Annotated in this window: 19 protein-coding genes; 12 read left to right on the forward strand and 7 right to left on the reverse strand. The window is 38.7% G+C overall.

Annotated elements, in window-relative coordinates:
* Nucleotides 1-14 precede the first annotated feature (14 nt).
* The 6 genes from ASU02_RS04710 to ASU02_RS04735 all read right to left on the reverse strand — a co-directional run bounded on the left by ASU02_RS04710 (nucleotide 15) and on the right by ASU02_RS04735 (nucleotide 7,094).
* Nucleotides 15-926 carry a 4Fe-4S binding protein gene (locus tag ASU02_RS04710; protein WP_057761509.1) on the reverse strand — a complete coding sequence of 304 codons (912 nt, stop codon included), beginning with the start codon at nucleotides 924-926 and terminating at the stop codon, nucleotides 15-17.
* Between the two features lie 55 nt (nucleotides 927-981).
* Nucleotides 982-1,830: a dimethyl sulfoxide reductase anchor subunit family protein gene (locus ASU02_RS04715; protein ID WP_057761511.1), complete on the reverse strand. Its 849-nt coding sequence runs from the start codon at nucleotides 1,828-1,830 to the stop codon at nucleotides 982-984.
* Nucleotides 1,831-1,905: 75 nt separating this feature from the next.
* Nucleotides 1,906-2,439, reverse strand: coding sequence for a DMSO/selenate family reductase complex B subunit (locus ASU02_RS04720; RefSeq protein ID WP_057761513.1), 534 nt, complete (start codon nucleotides 2,437-2,439; stop codon nucleotides 1,906-1,908).
* A gap of 20 nt (nucleotides 2,440-2,459) precedes the next feature.
* Nucleotides 2,460-5,036, reverse strand: a complete 2,577-nt coding sequence (locus tag ASU02_RS04725) for a molybdopterin-dependent oxidoreductase (RefSeq protein WP_057761515.1) — start codon at nucleotides 5,034-5,036, stop codon at nucleotides 2,460-2,462.
* Between the two features lie 15 nt (nucleotides 5,037-5,051).
* The gene (locus tag ASU02_RS04730; RefSeq protein WP_057761517.1) at nucleotides 5,052-5,750 is read right to left on the reverse strand and encodes a TorD/DmsD family molecular chaperone; all 699 of its coding nucleotides are present in this window, start codon (nucleotides 5,748-5,750) and stop codon (nucleotides 5,052-5,054) included.
* Nucleotides 5,751-5,771: 21 nt separating this feature from the next.
* A complete protein-coding gene (locus ASU02_RS04735; protein ID WP_057761520.1) occupies nucleotides 5,772-7,094 on the reverse strand; it encodes a radical SAM protein in 1,323 nt (440 codons plus the stop codon).
* A gap of 222 nt (nucleotides 7,095-7,316) precedes the next feature.
* On the opposite strand from ASU02_RS04735, the gene ASU02_RS04740 reads away from it, so the two are divergent.
* From ASU02_RS04740 to ASU02_RS04750, 3 genes are read left to right on the forward strand one after another with little or no spacing between them, the layout of a single operon-like run.
* Entirely contained in the window at nucleotides 7,317-8,540 is a 1,224-nt protein-coding gene (locus ASU02_RS04740; RefSeq protein ID WP_157684479.1) for a PucR family transcriptional regulator, read from the forward strand.
* A 29-nt stretch (nucleotides 8,541-8,569) separates the two neighbouring features.
* Nucleotides 8,570-10,594: a molybdopterin-dependent oxidoreductase gene (locus ASU02_RS04745; protein WP_057761523.1), complete on the forward strand. Its 2,025-nt coding sequence runs from the start codon at nucleotides 8,570-8,572 to the stop codon at nucleotides 10,592-10,594.
* Complete coding sequence (locus ASU02_RS04750) at nucleotides 10,587-11,138, forward strand: 4Fe-4S dicluster domain-containing protein (RefSeq protein ID WP_057761525.1); 552 nt, start codon at nucleotides 10,587-10,589, stop codon at nucleotides 11,136-11,138. Before ASU02_RS04745 ends, ASU02_RS04750 begins: the two co-directional genes overlap by 8 nt.
* A gap of 124 nt (nucleotides 11,139-11,262) precedes the next feature.
* On the opposite strand, the gene rnhC is transcribed toward ASU02_RS04750, so the two are convergent.
* Nucleotides 11,263-12,201: a ribonuclease HIII gene (rnhC, locus tag ASU02_RS04755; RefSeq protein WP_057761527.1), complete on the reverse strand. Its 939-nt coding sequence runs from the start codon at nucleotides 12,199-12,201 to the stop codon at nucleotides 11,263-11,265.
* Between the two features lie 131 nt (nucleotides 12,202-12,332).
* Between rnhC and zapA the strand changes: the two genes are divergently transcribed.
* The 9 genes from zapA (at nucleotide 12,333) to ASU02_RS04800 (ending at nucleotide 23,260) form a co-directional block, all read left to right on the forward strand.
* Entirely contained in the window at nucleotides 12,333-12,593 is a 261-nt protein-coding gene (gene zapA / locus ASU02_RS04760) for a cell division protein ZapA (RefSeq protein WP_057761751.1), read from the forward strand.
* Nucleotides 12,594-12,600: 7 nt separating this feature from the next.
* Nucleotides 12,601-13,140 carry a CvpA family protein gene (locus ASU02_RS04765; RefSeq protein ID WP_057761529.1) on the forward strand — a complete coding sequence of 180 codons (540 nt, stop codon included), beginning with the start codon at nucleotides 12,601-12,603 and terminating at the stop codon, nucleotides 13,138-13,140.
* A 430-nt stretch (nucleotides 13,141-13,570) separates the two neighbouring features.
* On the forward strand, nucleotides 13,571-15,292 hold the full coding sequence (gene polX / locus ASU02_RS04770; RefSeq protein WP_057761531.1) for a DNA polymerase/3'-5' exonuclease PolX: 1,722 nt from the start codon (nucleotides 13,571-13,573) through the stop codon (nucleotides 15,290-15,292).
* Between the two features lie 23 nt (nucleotides 15,293-15,315).
* Nucleotides 15,316-17,670: an endonuclease MutS2 gene (locus ASU02_RS04775; protein WP_057761533.1), complete on the forward strand. Its 2,355-nt coding sequence runs from the start codon at nucleotides 15,316-15,318 to the stop codon at nucleotides 17,668-17,670.
* An 18-nt stretch (nucleotides 17,671-17,688) separates the two neighbouring features.
* A complete protein-coding gene (locus ASU02_RS04780; protein ID WP_053477232.1) occupies nucleotides 17,689-18,096 on the forward strand; it encodes a DUF350 domain-containing protein in 408 nt (135 codons plus the stop codon).
* Nucleotides 18,097-18,545: 449 nt separating this feature from the next.
* The gene (locus ASU02_RS04785; protein ID WP_057761535.1) at nucleotides 18,546-20,249 is read left to right on the forward strand and encodes a long-chain-fatty-acid--CoA ligase; all 1,704 of its coding nucleotides are present in this window, start codon (nucleotides 18,546-18,548) and stop codon (nucleotides 20,247-20,249) included.
* A gap of 639 nt (nucleotides 20,250-20,888) precedes the next feature.
* The gene (locus ASU02_RS04790) at nucleotides 20,889-21,473 is read left to right on the forward strand and encodes a TetR/AcrR family transcriptional regulator (protein WP_057761537.1); all 585 of its coding nucleotides are present in this window, start codon (nucleotides 20,889-20,891) and stop codon (nucleotides 21,471-21,473) included.
* Nucleotides 21,474-21,496: 23 nt separating this feature from the next.
* A complete protein-coding gene (locus ASU02_RS04795; protein WP_057761539.1) occupies nucleotides 21,497-22,270 on the forward strand; it encodes an enoyl-CoA hydratase in 774 nt (257 codons plus the stop codon).
* A 216-nt stretch (nucleotides 22,271-22,486) separates the two neighbouring features.
* The gene (locus ASU02_RS04800) at nucleotides 22,487-23,260 is read left to right on the forward strand and encodes an electron transfer flavoprotein subunit beta/FixA family protein (protein WP_057761541.1); all 774 of its coding nucleotides are present in this window, start codon (nucleotides 22,487-22,489) and stop codon (nucleotides 23,258-23,260) included.
* The last annotated feature ends 31 nt before the right edge of the window (nucleotides 23,261-23,291 follow it).

Below are 23,291 nucleotides of genomic sequence, written 5' to 3' on the forward strand. Positions count from 1 at the left end.
TCACACATCCTTATTTATTTTAGAAATGTGCCAAAGGATTCCCTCTTTTTACACATTACACATTTGTCATTATTAATAGACAATGTTTTATATTTGCTTTTACAAGCAGTACATTTCTTTGTATAAAGTGAATGAGAAATTCTTACTGCTGGCTGAATTTTCTCTTCAACTGTAATCGCCTTTTCAGGACAGATATCTTGGCATAGCATGCATCCTGAGCAGCGTTGGGCTGATATTGTAAAAGCTGTTTCAGTTATTAGCAAACAATTCTTTTTACAAAGTATTTGACAGGCTTTGCAAGTAGTACATTTGTTAGTATCTAGCGATATAATTGTAAATTGATCATTCGGGTAAAAGATAGATAGATCTAATTCCCTGTGGTTAAAGCGCCATTTTGCAGGAGCTATTTGCTTCATTGTTGATTGAGCCTCTTTTTTCCATATGGAGAAAACTTCTCTTCGCGTAAATTTTTCTTCTCCAATTTCTCTTTTTTTTCTCTGAATGGAAAAGGGAGGTTCATTAAGCTCCTTCAATCGGTCGTTCGTTTTCGAAACAGCCTGTTTCCAGTCGGTATTCATTACTTCTTGTTCATAAATAAGTGTTTTTACGCCCTTTTTATATAAAACGAGCATCTCTCTAATAGAAGGGGGATGTTCATTGGTCACAATAAGCTGATTTTGATGAATCATTCTTTTTGGAAGAAAGCCTTCAATCGCCTGAGCTGGACATTCAGCGATACAGTCCCCGCATTCTAAACATTTTTGGGTACTAATAATCGGTTTGCCGCTTACTAGGGTAACAGCAGCTTCCGTACAGCTCTCGATACATTTACTGCAAGTGGAGTGAGGGCTATGATGTCGGGAACATGAGTCTAAAACGCGAAATTCATAATCGAGACTCTCAATCCACCTGTTTAATAATCCCATCAAAGCCACTCCCTCTCAAATTATTTATTTTTGAAATCTCCTATTTGTTAATAACTTATGAACCTAGTACGTAAAATACATATCTGCTTAATCCTTCAGCGAAGCTAATGACGATTAATGCCGCAAACGCCATAGCAATAGATGTTTTCTTAACAGCTGACAGGGCCATATAGCCTAATAAAATTAATCCGAGAATTTCAATTCCCCATCTTAACGCAATGGTTCCCTGATACGCTTCAAGAGAGGAATGTGCAGCAGAAGTCGCAATCATATTGACATCTGTTAGTGATGCAGGGAATAATGCAACACCTATTAGCTGAATGGCGATACCGAATAGAGCAAAATAAAATGATAATTGAACAATCTTTTTTGCTGTGTCGTCCATATTTTTGGCACGTAATGCAGGTACAGTAAAGCTAGCTACAAGAACTGCCCCTATTATAAAGGCTGTTCCATAAAAGGAAGTGAAGGTGTTAATTGAATTCCATCCGCTTATTAATGAATTGGAATAGATCATTGCCATGCAGAAAATATCAACAAATCCAATAATGACCGTAGCGATCATCAGTAGTGGGTTGACTTTTTTCTGAACAATCGAAAGTCCAGCTGTTATACAAGCGCTGCCAATGAATGCGCCTGTTACAAGAATTTCACGGCTCATCCAAGATGTGCCAATGTTTCTGATTGTGTTCAAGGCATTGCCCGGTGTTCCTAAATGTGCAAAAGATGCAATTAGACCCACTAATGATAATGCTGCAATAATGATAAGTGGTATCTTCAATATGGCAAAGGAGTCCTCCTTACCAGCTTTGCTAATTTCACGCTGAAACAGCCATAGCATCAACATTCCGCCAATTGCTGTTTGAACACAAATTGTAAAGATTAATAATGCCCACTCATGCATGGGATTTCCCTCCTCTTTAATTGAATTACTTTATTCGAGTAAACGGGGCAAGCCCACGTGTTAAGCTATGTTTAATTACGAATGAATGACAATATTTGGTTTCGTAATCGATGCACTTGGCATCCCTTTCATTTCATTAACTGTTCCGTATTTAGCCCGCAGCTCGTCAATCGGACCAAATTCAATCGCACGCATTATACAAGAACTAACACATACAGGGTCTTCTCCTTTTTCACGTAAATCGATACAAGTATCACATTTCGTCATTTTTCCAAGCTCTTCTGAATATTGTGGAGCACCGTAAGGACAATTCCACTCACAGTAGCGACATCCTACACATTTATTATGGTCGACTAAGACAACGCCATCTTCAGGACGCTTGAACATTGCACCAGTAGGGCAGCCTTGCATGCACCCAGGTTCATCACAATGATTGCAAGAAAGTGAAACATGATAAATCGATGGCTTAGGATAGCTCCCTTCTTGAAAGTCATATACTCTCCGGAAGTTTCTTCCGACTTCTAAATCATTTTTATCTTTACAGGCTACCGTACATGTTTTGCAGCCCACACATTCAGCTACATTTATATAAAAGCCCATTTGAGCCATAATTTATGACCTCCTTTTAATTAAAATTTGATGATCCGTTGTTCCCATTTCACATCTTCTTCAAGTGGTTCACCTTTCCATTTTTCAAAATTGACACGAGCTGTATTGAAACCAGAGGATCCTAGTCCTTTTGGAATATGAGGGACGAATAAATTATCAGCTCCGCCTCGATCAATCCCGGTCTTTTCATCAATATCCACCCAAGCTCCATGCGGAAGCCCAATGACACCAGGCATAATGGTTTCGACTACTGCTGCAGGCCGTAAAGACTTCGCATATTCATTTGATAAAAGAACGGTATCTCCATCCTTAATTCCTTTTTCGTCCGCATCTTTTCTACTAATGTAAACAGGGTTAGGCCATGCCTCACGCAGCTGTGGCACATTATCTAACGTACTATGTGAGCGTCTTAAATAATGTGGATTGATCATTTGGTACGGATATTTTCCTTTTTTCCTTGATTCCCAATCTTCAAAAGTCGCTTCATAGCCGTGTACTTTTACCTCATATTTTGGAATAGGGGCTATTTCGGAATATGCAGTTTTAGATAATTCATTTATAGCTTTACAATAGATTTCAAATTTTCCACTTTCACTTGATACTGGATTTGCTTCGGGATCGTCGATAAAATCTTTATACGCGATAAAGCCGAAATTATCGCCTGCCTTTCTTGGCACTTGGTAGATTCCTGTATCAACAAACTCTTTAAGTGTGATGCGGCCTTTTTGTGGTGTTCCTTCAACACCCCATTCCTTTATATCTTGGGCTGTAATGGTGCATAATGGTTCATAGTCAACCCCGTTTTCTTTCATCACCATACTGCCTGCAAGTTGATTAAAGTATTGCTGTTCTGCAGTAATTGGGAATACTTCTTTCGGATCCTTTCCTAACTTCTTTAACAGAGCTTCTGCAATCTCTTGGTCTGTTTTTGATTCATACAATGGCTCGATGATTTTTGACCAATTGATGAGGATCTCACGGTTCCCTCCTTTCACGGCTCCAGCTGTTTCCCATTGGGTAGCAACAGGTAATACAATATCGGAATACTTGGCATTTGTTGTTAAGGCATACGCATTTGTAACAACAAATTCAACTTTGTGATGTGCTTTAATTCCTTTCGCAATATTGCTTCGAGTTTGTAGGTGATTCTCATAGTTATGGTAAATAAATTGGATGTTTACATTTCTTTCTTTTTCATATCTTTGCAGGAATTTCCCATTTAATACGGCATCCCACATTTCATTTTCATTAATTAGATTGTCAATAGGGTTCGTTATGGAAGGGAGGCCTTTCCCGCCAGCGGTTAAAAGGAATGGCCCCATATTTCCTGCATATTCCCAGCAGCTGACACCAGTCATTTTTCCAGAACCGCCCATTTGCCCGGTCATCATTCCCAAAGCTGAGAATGCTTGAACCCAGCCTTCCCCATTTGCAATCCGAGCAGGTGCCCAAGCTGTTAATAAAGCTACTCTTTCTGTTCCGCCAATTTCACGGGCAAGTTCACGGATTTTAGTTGGTTCTACGCCACAAATTTCAGATGCCCATTCGGGTGTCTTCGGCTGATTATCATAGGTTCCTAAAATATAGTCTTTTAAATTATCTTTTGGATCTGCCCCTTCTGGCATATGAGCTTCATCAAATCCAATTGTGTATTTGTCTAAGAAATCCCATTTAACTAACGGATTTGCAGCAGGATCATCTTCATCAAGCAATGTATACATGATTCCGAAAGCTAATGCATCATCTGTTCCTGGTCTAACGGGAATCCAATCAGCATCAAATACATGGGCAGAATCAGTATAGATCGGGTCAATTGTGATGAAACGTGCCCCTGCCTTTTTGGCTTGTAAATAATTGTAGGTTACACTTCCCATTGTGCTCCAGGCTGGATTAGCCCCCCAAAGGACGATTAATTGGGAATTTCTTAAATCGATACGATCATTGATTCCATTAACTATTAGGCCTTCTCCGATCCCCATGTTTTCCCATATCCATCTCCAAGCTCCCCATGAAGAGCTGCCATAGCATGCACTAAAACCACCAATTGCGGACATTGCATTTCTAATATTTGCGTCACCGCCAGTTACCATGATTGATTCATTACCATACTTTCCTATGATTCTCTTTGTTTCAGTTGCGACGATATCAAGTGCCTCATCCCAAGAAAGTCGAACCCACTGATCTCTTCCGCGAAGCTCTTTTTTGCCTCCGCCGGGTTTCCAATTTTTTCTTCTCATTGGATATTTTAAACGGTCTGCATTAAAGACTTGATGACGCTGGGATCTTCCTCTTAAACAGCCTCGCTGTTGAGGGAAATCTGGACTATCTTTATGTGTATCATCCGTCTTTTGCCGAATAACTACTCCGTCTTTGATTAGCACTTTATTAAGACAGCGGCTGCCGCAGTTATGCCAACATGCAGCTGTTTTCCAGATGCCTTCACCATCCGTTTCTGCTATCCCGATATTATTCTCCGCTTTTGCAACTAACCCACGGCTAACTGGGATCGCTGTTGTTACTGCAATTGCGGAGGTCCAACCGATAAATGCTCTTCTAGACATTTTAAATTCATTGATTTTACTCATGATATCAAGCATTCTACTTGCCCCCTCTTATAAATTGTCTATAGTCATAAGTTCTTGAAGAACCTCTGAATCTATCAGTAAATAATGATGTAATACTTGTGCTAGTCCAATGAAAAATGAAGTATTTGCTTCTTTCATGACTAATCGACTGAATTCAGGTACGAATTTAAGCAGATGGTCATCGATAAATCTTTGTTGATCCCGAAGTAATTGCCTTAAGCCTCTGCTTTCATTTTGTTCAGCCATTTTTATACAACGTTCATTGAGGTGATAAATAAAATCAAGCTCAAGTCCGATATGATCATCCGCTTCAATATTAAAATCACTGACAATAATGCCGTATTTATCATAATAGCCTCGCACATTCATTGTTGTTCCTTGAAATAAAAGCCGATCCTTCCTCACATAAGAAGATTCCCAAGGAGGTGTTGTCAATTCAAAAGGTCCGACAAACAATCTTGTATAATCCCAATGCAAGTCATCATAATGATGTTCAATAGTAAGGACATCATGAGTGGCCAGGTATGACTTTATCTTGTTCAATCCTTCTTGGATCTCTCCTGAATCCTCTCTAAATGGAAATAAATCGATCATGTTTTTCTGAATAAATGGTTTCAAATATTCTTTGGATGGCTCCTCAACGAAAAACCTTCTTAAAATGTCGTAGGCAAAACGTCTTGCATGAAAAATATTATTTATCTCTGATAGAGCTCCTCTTTCTTCCATTGTTATCCCTCCTAAAAGCACTTAGCTTACATCTCCTAATTGAAATAAAGTGGGTGTTGTCCAATCAATACTGACCTCGCGGATGATGCTTTCTTTATTATCGAATTCGATGATGCATGAAACGATTGCAATTTCAATGTTGATACCCGCTAATCGTTTGATGGCATCAATAGGAAACTGAATGAAGTCGTATTGTTGATTGAATTCAAATATTATTTTGTTTTTTTCGAGCAGGGAGATTACTTTTCGCTTGTCCTTCCCAAAAACTTTAGCTGTTTTAAAGAAATAATCTTGATTTGAAAAGGAATACGTTTTATCCACCACTTGATTATGGTTTTGTTGATAGATTTGACCCGTGAATTTATTTTCAAGGGAACAGTAATGAACACCGAGCTTTAATTTTTGTTCAATCGCAAACTCTGTTAGCGCAAGACATAGTTCCTCACTCATGGCTATTGCTAATCCCCCGGCATACCAGTAGTTATAATACATTTCGTAAGGTGGGTTTTTCAGTTTGAATCCTCGATCGATAAAAGGCTTAGGGTCTTTAAGCGGGAAGCAGAATTCTAGTAAATTGATTCCGAAAATATCCAATTTATCTAATTCGATGAGCAGCTCTTTCATATCATCTAATGTTCCTGGAATGACAGGCATTTCAACTAAGACATTAGGAATATATCGTTTTGCTAATTCGATTTTTCCTAAAATATGCTTTCTTTTCTTGGGGGAGTCCTCCATCTTGATGCTAAAGCGAATTTCATTTAAGTCAGCATCTCTTAATTGCTGCAGGAGCTCTTCAGTTAAAAGATCCCCAGCTGTATATAATCTTGTATAGCTTTCAGGTAGCTTTTCTTTAGCAAATTGGAAAAATTGGATTGTTTCATCTTTAAATAAAAGGGGTTCTCCCCCTGTTAATGCGATGTGCTTTAATTTATATCCTGCATCGATTAATTCTGCTAATTCATTTCGAGCATCTCTCTTGTTTTCTAAAAAGTGCATATAATTATCTTGATTTTCATTGAAACAAAAATAGCAATTACGGTGGCACTTCATTGAAACAAAGGTAGTATAGCTGTCTGTACCTGTTTGACATGCTTCACACGCACTTGATATTCGATTAATATAGATGCTTTTATTATTATTTCGGAAATGTGCTTGTTTCTCTTTTAATCTAGTAAGTGCTCTTTCTCTTTCATTGGCCAATTGTGCCTGTTCAAGTTCTAAACCGAAGGCCTCAATAGCTGACAGAGTATCACTTTCTATATTCGTGAATAATTGAGCATATCGTAAGAAAGATTGGTTTCTTATTAAATAAATGCTGTCTTTTGTAATTTTCTTTATCATTTTCTCACTCCTTTTGTGAAAATAATCACAATTAATCCTTGCTTTTATTATAGAAAATCGTTCATTCATAAGATATATAACCGATGCACAAAGATACCTCTCTATTTTTGTACGGTTGGACAATGAGTTTTTTACGGTCCTGTGACATCCATTGTTCCCGATGATACCTTCATATATGATGAGGATGAGCGACCCAGGAAAGAACAGAAAGGAATGGATTTAGTGGAAAATACTTTCTTTGTCCCGGATTACTTACATGATTTGCTTGTCGCTTCAGAAAAAGGATTGAAGGGGATTTGTGTAGAGTTAGCGAGTCTTTTGTCGTTCCCTGTAATCTTAACGGATCCTTTATTTAACCAGTTGGCCACAGCAAAGCTCGTGCATGAAGTGGAAATTAATTATGTGGATAATCAATATAGAGAAATAACTGGGGATAAACCAGCAATCGTCAGTTGTCAATTAACATCTGATGGTGTCCAAAAAAAGGGAATTTGTTCTGCAATCATATTGGATGGTAGATTAAGAGGCTATTTATTTGTTCAGATTGACGAAGTATCTGATGAGACAATCACACGAATTCATTCGATTATTGCTTATGCATCTTCACTATGCTCACTCGAATTACGAAAAAGGCTAGAATTGAAACAGGAGCGGCAGCAGTTTAAGGAAGCCTTTATTTATGACTTGCTCTACGGAAATATGAAGCAAAAAGATGAGATAATTTCCTATGGGAATATATGGGGATGGGATTTTACCCAATCACATACAATTATAGTTTTTTCATTAGTAGACTTTGATTATTATTCAGAGGATCAGAAACATATTGATTCCCTGTTTTTCCTAATTGAAAGAGTACTGATTGAAAGCAATCTAAAACCAATAGCAATGAAAAAGCGTGGAGAAGTCATTGTTATTTATCAGATGCTCGGTGAAGAAATAGACAAAAACCAGAATGTGATTAAAGAGTTTATTCAGCGGGTAATGACCCAGGCTAAGATGATGAATATGAATACTCGAATTGCAACAGGGATTGGCAGGGAAAGTACAAATCCTGAGGAGCTTTATAAGAGCTACCAAGAGGCAAAGGTTGCATACGAAGTGGGCTTATTATTGAATATTCATACCCCATTTTTCAATGGGTTAGGACTTGAACGAATTCTATATAAACACGATTTACAGGATGTTAAAGAATATTATGATCACACATTAGGTAATTTGGAGAAATTTGATCAGGATCATGGAGGCGAGCTAATGCATACGCTTGAATTCTATGCGGCCAATCACTATGACGTAACAAAGACGGCTGATGCGTTGTTTCTTCATCGGAATACATTGCGGTATCGCTTAAAAAAGATCGAAGAAATTTTAGATAAGAAGCTAGATGATATGAATGTCAGATTAAATATCACTGCCGCCTTTAAGATTAAACAGCTTAGGAAAATTTAACCTTAGAAAAAGTGCAGGTGCTAAATCTAATGGAAATTTACAGACATGCTTGTCCACGTAATTGTTTCTCTACATGCGGAATGCTTTCGTATATTGAGGACGGAAAACTAATGAAGATTTCTGGTGATGCGAAGCATGGCTATAATCAGGGGCGATTGTGTGCGAAGGGGTATGCCTATACCCAATATGTATATAATCCTTATCGATTGAAACATCCAATCAGACAGACGCCAAGAGGCTCAGGGAATTGGAAAAGAATATCATGGGAAGAAGCATACGATACCATTGCTGATAAAATATTAGAGTTAAATGAACGATACGGTTCCAATCTTGCTTCCGGCTATAATAAATTTTCAGGTAATATCGGTTTGCTTCATTATGCAGTGGAAGGGATGTTTAATAGTATAGGTCCGCATACGAAGCCGATAGGAAATCCATGTTTAATAACTGGTGAGCGAGCCATGAGAAAGTCTTTTGGTCAAATGAACAGTATAATGCCAGAAAAAATGGCTGAAATGAATGCAGTTGTTATTTGGGGAGCAAACCCAGCTGTTACAAATGTCCATCAAATGAAGTTTATTTTACAGGCACGGCAAAAAGGGGCAAAACTAATTGTCATTGATCCTATTTTTACGAGAACTGCAGCAACAGCTGATATCTATATTCAAATCAATCCAGGGACAGATGGATGGCTTGCGCTTGGAGTTGCCAAGCTTCTTATTGAATCAGAGTCGTATAATCAAGAATTCGTCCATAATCAAACAGTGAACTGGGAAGAATTTCACCAATATGTGAATGAACAAGTCGATTTACATGAAGTTTGCAGTAAAACAGGAATATCATTTGATGTTATATGTGAACTTGTGAGCATATATTCAATACCTAAACCTTGTGCGACCTGGATTGGCTTTGGGACTCAACGAAATGAGAATGGGGGACAAAATATTAGTGCAATCAACACATTAGCCTTGTTGGGCTGTCATTCTGGGAAGGGAAACAGAAGCGTTTACTATTCACATAATGGGATTGATGACTTTCCAGTTAATCTCCTGAACCACGCAGGACCAGAACATCCAACCGTTCAATATTCTAGAGAAATTAATATTAATAATTTTGCGGAAAATGCTAGTAAACTAGTAGATCCTCCATTGAAGTTCTTATGGATCGCCTTGCGTAATCCCCTATCACAAGACCAGGATTTTCAGGCATGGGAATCATTAATGAAGGAACTTGAATTAATTGTCACTGTTGATTTATTTATGACGAAATCTGCGGAGTTGTCTGATATCGTCCTGCCAGCTGCAAGTCATTTTGAAGAAATGGATTTAAATGTTAGTTATTGGCACCACTGGTTATCTGTAAATGAAAAAGCAATTCCTCCATACTATGAGGCGAAAAGTGATTTGCAAATAGCAAGGGAATTAATGAAAAAACTGAATGACCGTTCTCCGGGCTTCTCCAATTTCCCATCCGAACGCAAACCGATTGATTGGATTAGAGAGGAATTAACACCGTCAGTAAAGAAACTTTATTCGATAGAGAGCATTGATGACTTACTAGAATGTCCTCGGTTACGGACAGAGGAAGTGACTAAATCATCTTCAAGTTCATTCAAGTTTCGTCTTTTTTCCCAAGGGAATAAGGGTACTTTCACAAATTCTTTTAATAGGGGAAAGTCAGATGTTGAAGAATCTTATCCATTTCAACTGCTAACCCCGCAATCTTTACTGAAGATTCATTCACAATATGAGGCGCTGCCTTGGCTTAATCAAGGGGCAGAGCAAGATGTTGTTGAACTTTCAGAATATGCAGCAGAAAAAAATGGGATTCTGGAAGGGGATAAGGTTGAATTATTCAATCAATATGGAAAAATAGCAGCCATTGCTAGAATAAGCCGATTTCTCCCTCAAAAAGTGGTCTTAGTGAATCAAGCGGGGAAGAATCCGATTAATCGCTTAATCGTTCAAAAGCCACAGAAAAACAAAGGGAAATCCAGTATGAATTTTTATGACAGCAGTGTAAATATCCGGAAATGGTGTGAGAATGATGGTTAAACAAATGGGATTCGTATTCAATGTGGATCTTTGTTTCGGCTGTATGGCTTGTGAAATTGCCTGTAGAAATGAAAATCAGACAGATAGTACAGTGAGGTGGCGAAAGGTTTCTAGACTTACAGATGATAGTTTTTTGTCTGTTTCCTGTAATCATTGCAACAGTCCAGAATGTTTTCGGGTTTGTCCAGAGAATGCCTTTACAAAACGAGGGGATGGAATTGTGCAAATTAATTCTGATCTTTGTATAGGCTGTGGTTTATGTATTGAAGCCTGTCCATACGGGGCACCCCAGTATGATCCATTAACGCAGAAGGCAAGTAAATGCCAAATGTGTTACCCACGACAAGATAAGGGTCTGCCTCCTGCATGTGTTGAATCCTGTTCGACAGAAGCGTTAACATTTGTTGATTTAAATATATTTTGTGATAAGAAAATGGTGGGTACAATTCCAGGTTTCCCGGATACCCGATTAACAAATCCTTCGATTGCTTTTTATCCTGCAATAGAAAGAAATAGATATTTCTTAAAATCGTCTAATAAATGAAAATGCGAGCTTCCAGTTGCTTTTTCATTTATTCTTTGTAGGATGATGCTTATAATCGTATGGCTATATCTGCATTTGCAAAGAATTCAGTAGGATTTTACTTCTAATTTTCATGGCTGCCTTTTCAATTGTACTTTTTCCTATATATGTTCATTGCCTTCTCCGTATTTGCAAAATGCAGCTTAACAAATGCAGGTAAAGCGTCCATTCCTTTTTCATGAATTAGCCTGGCAGCAGCCTCATCCACTTTCGAACCAGCACCTTTTGTCAGTGTAAACCCAGCTTCCTTGCTTAAATTTTCAAAGTGCCTTACAAAAGCGTATCTTGCTAAAATGGAGGCGGCAGCAACTGCAAGATGAACACTTTCTGCCTTTGTGCTGAAAAAGACATTGTTCCTTTGGATGATTTTTTCATTTTTGAGATACTGATAGTAGATTTCCTTTTTAGCAAATTGGTCAATTAAAATCGCATCGGGCTGTTCGGGTTCAATCTTTCTAAGGACATGGCCGATTGCTTGGTTATGAAGCAGTGCCTTCATTTTTCCTTGTGACATGCCAGATTTCTGCAGTTTATTGTATTTTTCATTATGTAATGTTAGCAGGCTATGTGGAACGATAGTTTTAATTTGTTTAGCAATGTTTATAATTTGATTATCTTTCAAGTTTTTCGAATCTTGTACGCCAAGCTCTTTTAATAATGGAATCTGTTCTTTTTTTACAAATGCAGCAACAACTGTAATTGGGCCAAAGAAATCACCCGTCCCCACCTCATCTGAGCCAACAACTGAAAGGGTTTCGAATTGATCTGGTAAATAAGTATTGCTGGTGCTTTTCTTTTTTTCAGGGCTTGCTGCTGCAATCGAATTTCCCCATTTGGCTGCTTCGACTTCGCCTCCACCGCCTTGAAACAATACCTTGCCTGATTTATAAGCTGTGATTGAACAAGTTGGTGTTTTCGCCGCAAATATACTTCCGGGAGGCAGTTTATCAATAAGATAGGATTGATAGTATACTTTCATTTCATTGATTTCATTCATTTTTTTTACTAGAACAGTATTTCCCATAGCTTTCTCCTTTTGTATTCAAATGTAAATAACAGACAGATTCTATTAAGTTATGACAAGCTTCTACTTCCCACGTTTTTATGTTCATGTTATGATATTGTGTAGGATTCTTAAGAATGGGGGCATAAATGTTGTCAGATGTACAAAAAAACCGTACAAGTGTTGATATATATGGAACGCAGTATATCATTATAGGTACTGAAAGCCCCGGTCATATTCGCCTCGTAGCTTCGAAGGTTGATGAGAAAATGCGTGAAATCAACTCGAAGAATCCTTCACTCGACAGCAGTAAACTCGCCGTATTAACAGCAGTCAATATAGTTAATGATTATCTTAAGGCGAAGGACCGTATAGAACAGCTTGAAGATGAATTAAAAAGAGTAAAGGACTGAATAAGTCATGCTGGATCTCGCAATCATTATTATTTTAGTTTTTGGTTTTTTTATCGGTTTGAAAAGGGGGTTTATCCTTCAAGTCATCCATTTAATAGGTTTCATCCTTGCATTCATCGTCGCAAATATGTATTATGAGAAGCTTGCGCCGAAGCTGACACTATGGATTCCTTATCCAAGCTTTGGTGATCAATCTGCCTTTCAAATGTTATTTGATCAAGTCAATCTTGAAGACGCCTACTATCGTGCCATTGCCTATGTTGCAATTTTCATAGCTGTGAAAATTGTTCTCCAGATTATTGGCAGTATGCTTGATTTTGTAACAAATCTGCCAGTCCTTAAACAATTAAATGTTTGGGCAGGAGGTATTTTAGGATTTGTAGAAGTATATCTTATCATGTTTATTTTATTATACATAGCTGCGCTCGTACCAGTAGAAATCATACAAACCCATTTAAATGATTCATTTATGGCTAAAGGAATCATTAAGCATACACCAATACTTTCACAGCAAATTAAAGAGATGTGGATCGAATATATAGGTTGAATAACTTCTCTGAAATAGAGAAGTTTTCTTTTTATAAGATAAGAATGTATAACTTTGGAGTTAGGGAATTGTCTAGCTACGGCGGCTAGGGGCTCGAGGTCATAAGCCAACTCGTCAAGAAGGCTAAAGAGCACAGCCTTCCAGCCGATTCGTCTTATGCTTGTCGCCCCTGGGCAAGCCGCCTCCGCATTTCGGATTGTCTAGCGCAAGCGTCCTATCACCTATTAAACTTTGGGTCTCCTCCCTGCGATAAGTCAAGCACGAACGCGCTATCGCTCTTCGTGTTTCCTTTATCGAAAGGAAGAGCCCCTCCATTTTGTACGGCGATAACCAAGGCTTTTCTAATTGGCTATTCTCATGAAAGTATGACAACCTATTATAGAGAAAACAATATTTACAAAAGAGTTCATCAATAAGGCAGGTGTTCCCTATGGATATTAATAAAAAAGATGTCATTCGGCTACTGGAAACAATCGCTGTGTACATGGAGCTAAAAGGTGAAAATACGTTTAAAACAGCCGCTTTTCGAAAAGCTGCTGCCGCACTTGAAGCAAATGATGAAAGCTTAAATGAAATTGAAGATTTTACGAAGCTGCCTGGGATCGGTAAGGGTACATCCGCAGTGATTATTGAGTATATCAATGAAGGGAAATCTACTGTTCTGAAAGAATTAAAGGAAGCGGTTCCAAAGGGGCTGATTCCGCTCTTGCAGCTTCAGGGATTAGGCGGAAAGAAAATCGCAAAGTTAAATAAAGAACTAGGCATTGAGAATGCCGCAGAATTGGAGGAAGCATGCCTTAAAGGCCAGGTGCAAGCACTTGCTGGGTTTGGAAAGAAATCAGAAGAAAAGATTCTTGCTGCCCTTCAGAATGCCGGAACAAGGCCAGAAAGACTTCCAATTGCTTATATGCTGCCAATTGCTGATGCGATTGAGGAGCAGCTAAAATACATTAACGAAATCGAGAAGTTTTCTCGGGCGGGCAGTTTACGAAGAGTGAGAGAAACAGTAAAGGATTTAGATTTCATTATTGCAACAGAAAATCCAGCAGCGGTAAGAAACAAGCTGTTAAAGCTTGCAAACATAAAAGAAACAATCGCAGCGGGTGATACAAAGGTTTCTGTTATTTTTGAATACAGTTATGATATTTCTGTAGACTTTCGATTAGTTAAGCTTCATGAATTTATCACAACCCTTCATCATTTTACAGGATCTAAAGAGCATAATGTGCGTATGAGGCAGCTTGCGAAGGAACGCGGTGAAAAAATTAGTGAATATGGTGTAGAGAACATTGAAACTGGAGAAATATTAACTTTTTCGTCAGAAGAAGCATTTTATCGGCATTTTGGACTTCCTCTCATTCCTCCAGAGGTCAGGGAGGATGGAAAAGAAGTTGATGAGTATTCTGACGCGTATGGTATAATTTCTCTTGCTGATATCAAGGGAGATTTGCATATGCACTCAACCTGGAGTGATGGGGCAGCATCGATTGAGGAAATGGTGAAAGCCTGTATCAAAAAAGGCTATAAATATATGGCAATTACGGATCATTCCCAATATTTAAAGGTTGCGAATGGACTCACCCCAGAAAAATTAAGACAGCAAAAAGAAGAAATAAGACGTTTGAATGAACAGTATGAAGAGATTACCATATTATCAGGTGTAGAAATGGATATATTGCCTGATGGGTCGCTTGATTATGATGATGAATTACTTGCTGAGATGGATCTAGTCATTGCATCCATCCACTCTGCATTTTCACAATCAAAGGAAAAAATAATGGAACGATTAAAAAATGCGATGAGGAATCCTCATGTTGATATCATTGCCCATCCAACAGGCCGGAAGATTGGCATTAGAGATGGATATGAAGTGGATATCGAAATGCTTATAGAACTGGCAAAAGATACGGATACGGTACTTGAACTTAATGCAAATCCCAATCGTTTAGACCTCGCACCGGAGTCTATTCAAAAGGCTCAGGATGCTGGAGTGAAAATTGTTATTAACACAGATGCACATAAAATGGAAACATTAAACCATATGGGCATTGGGGTTTCCACTGCAAAAAAAGGGTGGATAAAGAAAAGCTCTGTTCTTAATGCCATGGATACGGAAGAATTATTGTCATTTTTGTCGAAAAAGCAAAAGTGAATGGAATAGGAGGTAGAATCCTCATGCAGGAACGTATATTAAGAGTACTTGAATTTCATAAAGTGAAGGATCAGCTAGTTGAACATGTATCCTCTTCACTAGGGAAAAGAAAAGCAGAAAGTTTAATGCCGTCAATTGACTATGCTGAGGTAGTACGCTGGCAAGAGGAAACAGATGAGGCGGTTAAGGTATTGCGTATTAAAGGAAATGTGCCTCTTGGAGGAATCTTTGATATCCGCCCGCATGTTAAACGATCCGTTATAGGTGGGATGCTAAGCCCACAAGAACTGACTCAAGTTGCGAGCACCATCCATGCAAGCAGACAAATTAAAAGGTTTATTGAAGAATTTGTGGATGAAAGAAGCAGCCTCCCCATCTTGTTAGACTATGTGAACAGATATAATGTTCTAGCTAATTTAGAAACTACCATAAGAAATGCGATTGATGATAATGGGGAAGTGCTAGACAGTGCGAGTGATGCACTTCGATCTCTTCGCAATCAATTACGCACGAAGGAATCACGTGTGCGTGAACGGCTAGAAAGTATGATTCGTTCTTCAAATGCACAGAAGATGCTTTCTGACGCGATTATTACGATTCGAAATGACCGCTTCGTTATCCCAGTTAAGCAGGAATATAAGGGACATTACGGCGGAATTGTTCATGATCAAAGTTCCTCTGGACAAACATTATTTATTGAACCGCAATCAATCGTTCAATTAAATAATGAACTGCAGGAAATACGTGTGAAGGAACAGCAGGAAGTTGAACGAATTTTGATTGAACTTTCGGGTAAGGTTTCTGAAGAAAGTGCGGAGCTTGAAATCATTGTTAACGTGCTGGCGGAAATTGATTTTATGTTTGCTAAGGCTCGTTACAGTAAACGAATGAAGGGAACAATGCCACAAGTAAATAATGAGGGCAGAATTTCTCTATTCAAAGCACGACATCCGCTTATTCCGGCTGATGAGGTAGTGGCTAATGATGTAACATTAGGGAAGGACTTTACAACCATTGTTATTACAGGTCCAAATACAGGCGGGAAAACAGTTACATTAAAGACGGTTGGCTTATGCACGTTAATGGCACAAGCAGGCTTGCAGATTCCGGCACTGGATGGATCTGAAACAGCTGTCTTCGGAGCTGTTTATGCCGATATTGGGGATGAACAATCAATTGAGCAGAGCCTGAGTACATTCTCATCACATATGGTGAATATCGTTGATATTTTAAATAAAGTGGATGATAACAGCCTTGTTCTTTTTGATGAATTAGGAGCGGGGACAGATCCACAAGAAGGAGCTGCACTTGCAATCTCGATTCTTGATGAAGTGTATAACCGAGGGGCAAGGGTAATAGCAACAACTCATTACCCTGAATTGAAGGCATACGGCTATAATCGAGAAGGAGTCATTAACGCGAGTGTAGAATTTGATATTGAGACTTTAAGCCCTACATACAAGCTGTTAATTGGCGTACCAGGGCGAAGCAATGCGTTTGAAATTTCCAAACGGCTCGGTTTAAATGATGAGGTGATTCAGACTGCGCGTTCCTATATTAGTGCAGACAGCAATCAGGTTGAGAATATGATTGCCTCATTGGAAGAGAGTAAAAGAATTGCCGAGTCTGAGAGGGAAGAAGCAAATGACTTCCTAAAAAGTGCTGAAAAGCTTCATAAAGATTTGCAGAAGCAAATGATTGAGTTTTATGATCAAAAGGATACTCTTCATGAAAAAGCTGCCGAAAAGGCTGCTGCAATTATTGAGCAAGCAAAAGCCGAAGCAGAGAAAATTATTGGTGATTTAAGGAAAATGCGCATTGAAAAGGCTGCAGAAATAAAAGAACATGAACTAATTGATGCAAAAAAACGATTAGAAGAAGCAGCACCGAAAATCAATAAAACGAAAAAGCAGGTTAAAGGGAAAGAAAAACACACCTTTACTAAAGGGGATGAAGTAAAGGTGTTAAGCTTTGATCAAAAGGGACATCTCATTGAAAAGACCTCTGACAACGAGTGGCATGTACAAATAGGGATTTTAAAAATGAAAGTCGCGGAGAAGGATTTAGAGTTCATTAAAAGTCCGAAACCAGTGGAAACAAAACCGATGGCGATTGTAAAAGGAAGGGATTTCCATGTTAGTCTGGAATTGGACTTAAGGGGAGAGCGATACGAGAATGCCTTGCTGCGTGTTGAGAAATATATTGATGATGCACTCTTAGCTGCTTATCCTCGTGTTTCTATTATCCACGGAAAAGGAACAGGTGCGTTAAGACAAGGGGTACAGGAATATTTACGCAATCATCGTGCAGTTAAGAATATTCGCTTTGGTGAAGCTGGTGAAGGCGGTTCTGGTGTGACCGTAGTAGAATTTAAATAATTGGCGGGGAGAATGGGTATGAACCAATTCTGGGAAAATGAGTTTGTGCAAACGGCAGGGTACTTCAGTGTTGTTATCCTCTGTATGATTGTTTTTCTGGCCATTTTTGAACTGGTCACAAAATACAAAAACTGGGAAGAAATAAAAAATGGAAACGTGGCAGTTGCAATGGCTACCGGGGGGAAAATCTTTGGAATTGCCAATGTTTTTCGGCATTCCATTATGCATAATGATAAATTGCTAATGATGATCAGCTGGGGGGTCTTTGGATTTATCCTTTTGCTTATTGGTTATTTTATCTTTGAATTTTTAACTCCAAAATTCAATATAGACAAGGAAATTGAAAATAATAACAAGGCTGTTGGCTTAATTTCAATGATTATTTCAATTGGCCTGTCCTATATTATTGGTGCTGGAATTTCTTAAGGAGCGATCATTCACGTGGAAAAATTAGCAAAAGTATTATTTGTCCTATGTGGTATTTTCATTCTGCTAGGCGCTTATTATATGTTTTTTAAAGCCTAAATTTTGATAAACTTTTTACTAGGGAATCGTCATATTTATATGGCGATTTTTTTGTTGTCCAGCAGGATGTATAAAATCAGATATTGTTAATAAATGGGGGCGTATTGTTCAACTTTCAGCTTTAATGCTGGTCACAGGCCAAGCTTTCGAGAACCCCTTTTGGCGGGAGATTTGGTTTGTCTAAGCTATGCGTGAGGCTGAGCAAGGCGCTTACGCAGTTGGTCATTACGAATAATTTTCATATAAGCGTTTAGGCTTATTCTAATTGTCATGCATTCCTCATTATATTATAATAGGAGCGAACAGTTTGAATGTTCGAAAAATTTATTGAGTATAAAGGAGGGACTACAATGTTAGAACAAAAGCCGTGGCTTAAAAATTATCCGGATGAAATCCCCTCAACTTTGAATTATATAAAGCAGTCGGTCCAGGATTATTTAAAAAAGGCTGCAGAAGAGCATCCGAGTAAAATTGCTATTCACTTTATGGGTAAAGAATTTACCTTTAGTGAAATTTATGAATCTGCATTTAAATTTGCAGGATATCTGCAAGAAATTGGAATTAAAAAAGACGATCGGGTAGCCATTATGCTGCCGAATATGCCTGCCTCAGTAATTAGCTATTATGGAATATTAATGGCTGGAGGAATAGTTGTTCAAACGAACCCGCTTTATATGGAACGTGAGCTTGAATACCAAATGAAGGATTCGGGCGCAAAGGCAATTATTACAATGGATATATTATTTCCGCGAGTAACAAAAGTGATGGCTCAGACAGATTTGCAGCATGTAATTGTAACCGCTATCAAAGACTTCCTCCCTTTTCCAAAAAACCTGATCTATCCATTTATCCAAAAAAAGCAGTATGGAATTGTTGTGAATGTTAAGCATGAAGGCAATCATCATTTATTAACTGAAATATTAAAGCAGCCAGATCGAGAGTTAAAGGAGTATGACTTTGATTTCGAAGAGGATTTAGCCTTATTACAATACACTGGCGGTACAACAGGTTTTCCAAAGGGTGTAATGCTTACTCATCGAAATCTAGTTTCGAATGCTGCTATGTGCCGAGCATGGCTGTATAAAACAACACCAGGACAAGAGGTTGTATTAGGAATTTTACCGTTCTTCCATGTCTATGGAATGACCACCGTTTTAATTTTATCCGTGATGGATGCGAATAAAATGATATTGCTGCCGAAATTCGATGCTGAGACTACACTTAAAACAATTCAAAAGCAGCGGCCGACTTTATTTCCTGGTGCACCCACCATCTATATTGGTCTATTGAACCATCCTGATTTGAAAAAGTATGATCTATCTTCGATTGATTCTTGTATTAGCGGTTCAGCAGCACTGCCTGTTGAAGTACAGCAAAAATTTGAAGAAGTGACTGGCGGAAAGCTTGTTGAAGGATACGGACTTACGGAATCTTCTCCTGTTACACACGCAAACTTTCTTTGGGATCGCCCTCGTGTGAAAGGGAGCATTGGTGTTCCATGGCCAGATACTGATGCGGCTATTTTTTCAATGGAAACGGGTGACCCGTTACCTCCAGGTGAAGTAGGAGAAATTGCCGTTAAGGGACCACAAGTAATGAAAGGCTATTGGAACCGCCCAGAGGATACGGCAGATACATTAAGGGATGGCTGGCTGCTAACTGGTGATCTTGGTTATATGGACGAAAACGGATATTTCTATGTAGTTGATCGGAAGAAAGATATGATTATTGCTGGAGGCTATAATATCTATCCTCGCGAAATTGAAGAGGTCCTTTATGAACATCCAGCAGTGCAGGAAGTTGTTGCAGCTGGTGTACCAGATCCGTATAGGGGAGAAACAGTTAAAGCTTATATTGTTTTGAAAGATGGAGCGGCTGTAACTGAGGAGGAGCTTAATAAATTTGCCAGAAAGCATCTAGCTGCGTTTAAGGCACCAAGAATATACGAATTCCGTGATGAGCTTCCGAAAACAGCAGTCGGCAAAATCCTGAGAAGAGCATTAGTGGATGAAGAGAAAAAGAAGATTCAATCAGAACAAGAAAAGCGGGCTTAATACAGAGACCGAATTATCGGCTCTTTATTTTTGAACGGAACAGCTTGTCCATATTCACTTAAGTAGTCATTCTAATTGAAGTTAGTTATAATAATTTTATCCCGTAATTTCTTGACAGAAATGAATAGTGGCACTATTATAAAAATATGAATGATGATTCATTCATTATTAAAATGCACTTTATATTGTACTTCAAAGTAATAGCTTGAAATCGTTTTTGTTTTTTCCTAGTTTATGAAATTTCATAATCTAACGAATGGATAACTTAATAACAAGTTGGCGTCCAGCTACAGTGCCTATCGCCTAGCAAACTACAGGTCCCCTCCCTGCGATAAGTCGACATCAATTCGCTCTTGCTCATTGTGTCTCCTATATCGAAAGAACCGGCCCTTCCAGTTTGAACGGCGATGTACAAGGCGCTTCCGCTTTTGTTCTTGAAGTATCAGAATGTATAAATTTGGAGTTAGAGAATTGTCTAACTCCAGCGCCTATCACCTATCAAACTACAGGTCCCCTCCCTGCGATAAGTCAACAACGGTTCGCTCTCGCTCACCGTGTTTCCTATATCGAAAGAACCGGCCCTTCCAGTTTGTACGGTGATAAGCAAGGCGCTTGCGCATTTCTTGGAGGAGGGAAAGTTTGAAAAAGAATAAACCGAAATATCGCCAAATCATTGATGCGGCTGTTATTGTTATTGCAGAAAATGGCTATCACCAGGCTCAAGTATCAAAAATTGCTAAGCAGGCTGGTGTAGCTGATGGAACCATTTACTTATATTTCAAGAATAAAGAAGATATATTAATCTCTCTCTTTCAAGAAAAAATGGGTAATTTTGTAGAAATGGCAGAAGAAAAAATTGTAGGGACAGAGTCTGCTGCCGAGAAATTGCGAATGATTGTTGAATCACATTTTCAAATTCTTTCAGAAGACAGGCATCTGGCAATTGTCACGCAATTGGAGCTGCGACAGTCTAACATAGATCTCCGTCATAAAATAAATGAAGTGCTAAAAGGGTATCTTGCCTTAATCGAACAGATTTTACTGAATGGAAAAGAAAGCGGCGAGTTTTCTTCCACTCTTGATATACGGTTGGCTAGGCAGATGATTTTTGGTACGATGGACGAGACAGCTACCACATGGGTGATGAATGATCAAAAGTATGACATCACTGCTTTAGCCGACCCGGTTCACAAGTTGCTTCTTAATGGGTTCATGAGGAGCTAGCATAGTCAAAAAGGGGGATGGAAATGGAATTTTTAAATTGGTCTTATCAGGGTATGGTTGCAACGATTACGATTAACAGGCCGCCTGCAAATGCGCTTTCATCAGGCTTGTTAAAGGAATTGTCTGCTGTATTAGATGAAGTAGAAGCAAATGAAGAGATTCGAGTGGTTTTGATTCATGGGGAGGGACGCTTCTTTTCAGCAGGGGCTGATATTAAGGAATTCACTACAATTGAAACGGGCGAAGCATTCGCCGAATTGTCTACATATGGGCAAGACCTTTTTGAACGAATGGAAAGATTTCCGAAGCCAATCATTGCAGCCATTCATGGGGCAGCACTTGGCGGTGGTTTAGAGCTTGCAATGGGCTGCCATTTTAGGCTAGTTGCAGATAATGCAAAGCTAGGATTGCCAGAGCTGCAGCTAGGATTAATTCCGGGATTTGCTGGGACCCAGCGTCTTCCTAGATATGTCGGTGCTGCAAGAGCAGCTGAAATGCTGTTTACGAGTGAACCGATCACTGGACTAGAGGCTGTTCAATACGGATTAGCTAACCATGCGTATCCGGAAAGTGAGCTTTTGGAAAATGCTTATAAAATGGCAAAGAAAATTGCTAAGAAAAGCCCTGTTTCTATTAAAGCAGCAATCGAATTATTAAATTATTCCAAGACAGACAAGTTTCAAGAAGGCGTGAAGAAGGAAGCCAAGCTTTTTGGAGAAGTGTTCATTTCCAATGATGGAAAAGAAGGAATCTCTGCTTTTATTGAAAAAAGAGAACCGAATTTTACAGGCAAATAGAAATTGAATGAATATTCGTTTTCAAAGAACTAGTTATCTATTATAATAGGTTGTAATGAGAGAATCTTTTCTCTTTTTACGCGATAAATTATCATAATCTTTCGAAGTGGTGAAATGTTTCTATTTGTCACTTACTAGCTTCTAAAACTTAGAGGTCTGTCTTTATTTGCTGCCTCGAGTGTAGGGCTTCCACTTTTTATAATTAGGAGGGAAATCATGAACATCTATGTTTTAATGAAAAGAACCTTTGATACAGAGGAAAAAATCACGATTTCAGGTGGGCAAATAAACGAAGATGGTGCGGAATTTATTATTAATCCGTATGATGAATATGCGATTGAAGAAGCAATCCAAGTGCGTGATGCACAAGGCGGTGAAGTTACAGTAGTTTCTGTAGGAAATGAAGAAACGGAAAAGCAGCTGCGAACTGCATTAGCGATGGGAGCAGATAAAGCCGTATTAATTAATACAGAAGATGACTTAGAATATGGAGATCAATTTACGACTGCGAAAATCTTGTCTGAATATTTAAAGGATAAAGACGCTGACTTAATTATTGCCGGTAATGTAGCAATTGATGGCGGTTCTGGACAAGTTGGACCACGTGTTGCAGAACTTCTGAACATTCCTTATGTAACGACTATTACTAAGCTTGATATAACTGGAAGCAATGCAACAGTCGTTCGTGATGTAGAGGGAGACTCTGAAGTTATTGAAACGACTCTTCCGCTATTAGTTACGGCACAACAAGGCTTAAACGAACCTCGTTACCCTTCATTGCCAGGGATTATGAAAGCGAAGAAAAAGCCGCTTGATGAACTTGAGCTTGACGATCTTGATCTTGAAGAAGACGATGTGGAAGCAAAAACAAAAACAATTGAAATCTATTTGCCGCCAAAGAAAGAAGCAGGGAAAGTTCTTGAAGGCGAGCTTGCAGATCAAGTAAAAGAACTTGTTAATCTTCTTCATACAGAAGCGAAAGTAGTCTGATCGAATATTCAAGAATATGAACGCAGGGGGT

Source organism: Cytobacillus praedii (assembly GCF_001439605.1).
Lineage (GTDB): Bacteria > Bacillota > Bacilli > Bacillales > Cytobacillaceae > Cytobacillus > Cytobacillus praedii.

Coding starts and splice junctions, on each gene's coding strand:
- ASU02_RS04720 (WP_057761513.1), bottom strand. CDS start 2,439: ATGGCTCAAATGGGCTTTTATATAAATGTAGCTGAATGTGTGGGCTGC.
- ASU02_RS04800 (WP_057761541.1), top strand. CDS start 22,487: ATGAACATCTATGTTTTAATGAAAAGAACCTTTGATACAGAGGAAAAA.
- ASU02_RS04750 (WP_057761525.1), top strand. CDS start 10,587: ATGGTTAAACAAATGGGATTCGTATTCAATGTGGATCTTTGTTTCGGC.
- rnhC (WP_057761527.1), bottom strand. CDS start 12,201: ATGGGAAATACTGTTCTAGTAAAAAAAATGAATGAAATCAATGAAATG.
- ASU02_RS04795 (WP_057761539.1), top strand. CDS start 21,497: ATGGAATTTTTAAATTGGTCTTATCAGGGTATGGTTGCAACGATTACG.
- ASU02_RS04725 (WP_057761515.1), bottom strand. CDS start 5,036: ATGCTTGATATCATGAGTAAAATCAATGAATTTAAAATGTCTAGAAGA.
- ASU02_RS04785 (WP_057761535.1), top strand. CDS start 18,546: ATGTTAGAACAAAAGCCGTGGCTTAAAAATTATCCGGATGAAATCCCC.
- ASU02_RS04780 (WP_053477232.1), top strand. CDS start 17,689: ATGAACCAATTCTGGGAAAATGAGTTTGTGCAAACGGCAGGGTACTTC.
- polX (WP_057761531.1), top strand. CDS start 13,571: ATGGATATTAATAAAAAAGATGTCATTCGGCTACTGGAAACAATCGCT.
- ASU02_RS04715 (WP_057761511.1), bottom strand. CDS start 1,830: ATGCATGAGTGGGCATTATTAATCTTTACAATTTGTGTTCAAACAGCA.
- ASU02_RS04765 (WP_057761529.1), top strand. CDS start 12,601: ATGCTGGATCTCGCAATCATTATTATTTTAGTTTTTGGTTTTTTTATC.
- ASU02_RS04735 (WP_057761520.1), bottom strand. CDS start 7,094: ATGATAAAGAAAATTACAAAAGACAGCATTTATTTAATAAGAAACCAA.
- ASU02_RS04745 (WP_057761523.1), top strand. CDS start 8,570: ATGGAAATTTACAGACATGCTTGTCCACGTAATTGTTTCTCTACATGC.
- ASU02_RS04775 (WP_057761533.1), top strand. CDS start 15,316: ATGCAGGAACGTATATTAAGAGTACTTGAATTTCATAAAGTGAAGGAT.
- ASU02_RS04730 (WP_057761517.1), bottom strand. CDS start 5,750: ATGGAAGAAAGAGGAGCTCTATCAGAGATAAATAATATTTTTCATGCA.
- ASU02_RS04710 (WP_057761509.1), bottom strand. CDS start 926: ATGGGATTATTAAACAGGTGGATTGAGAGTCTCGATTATGAATTTCGC.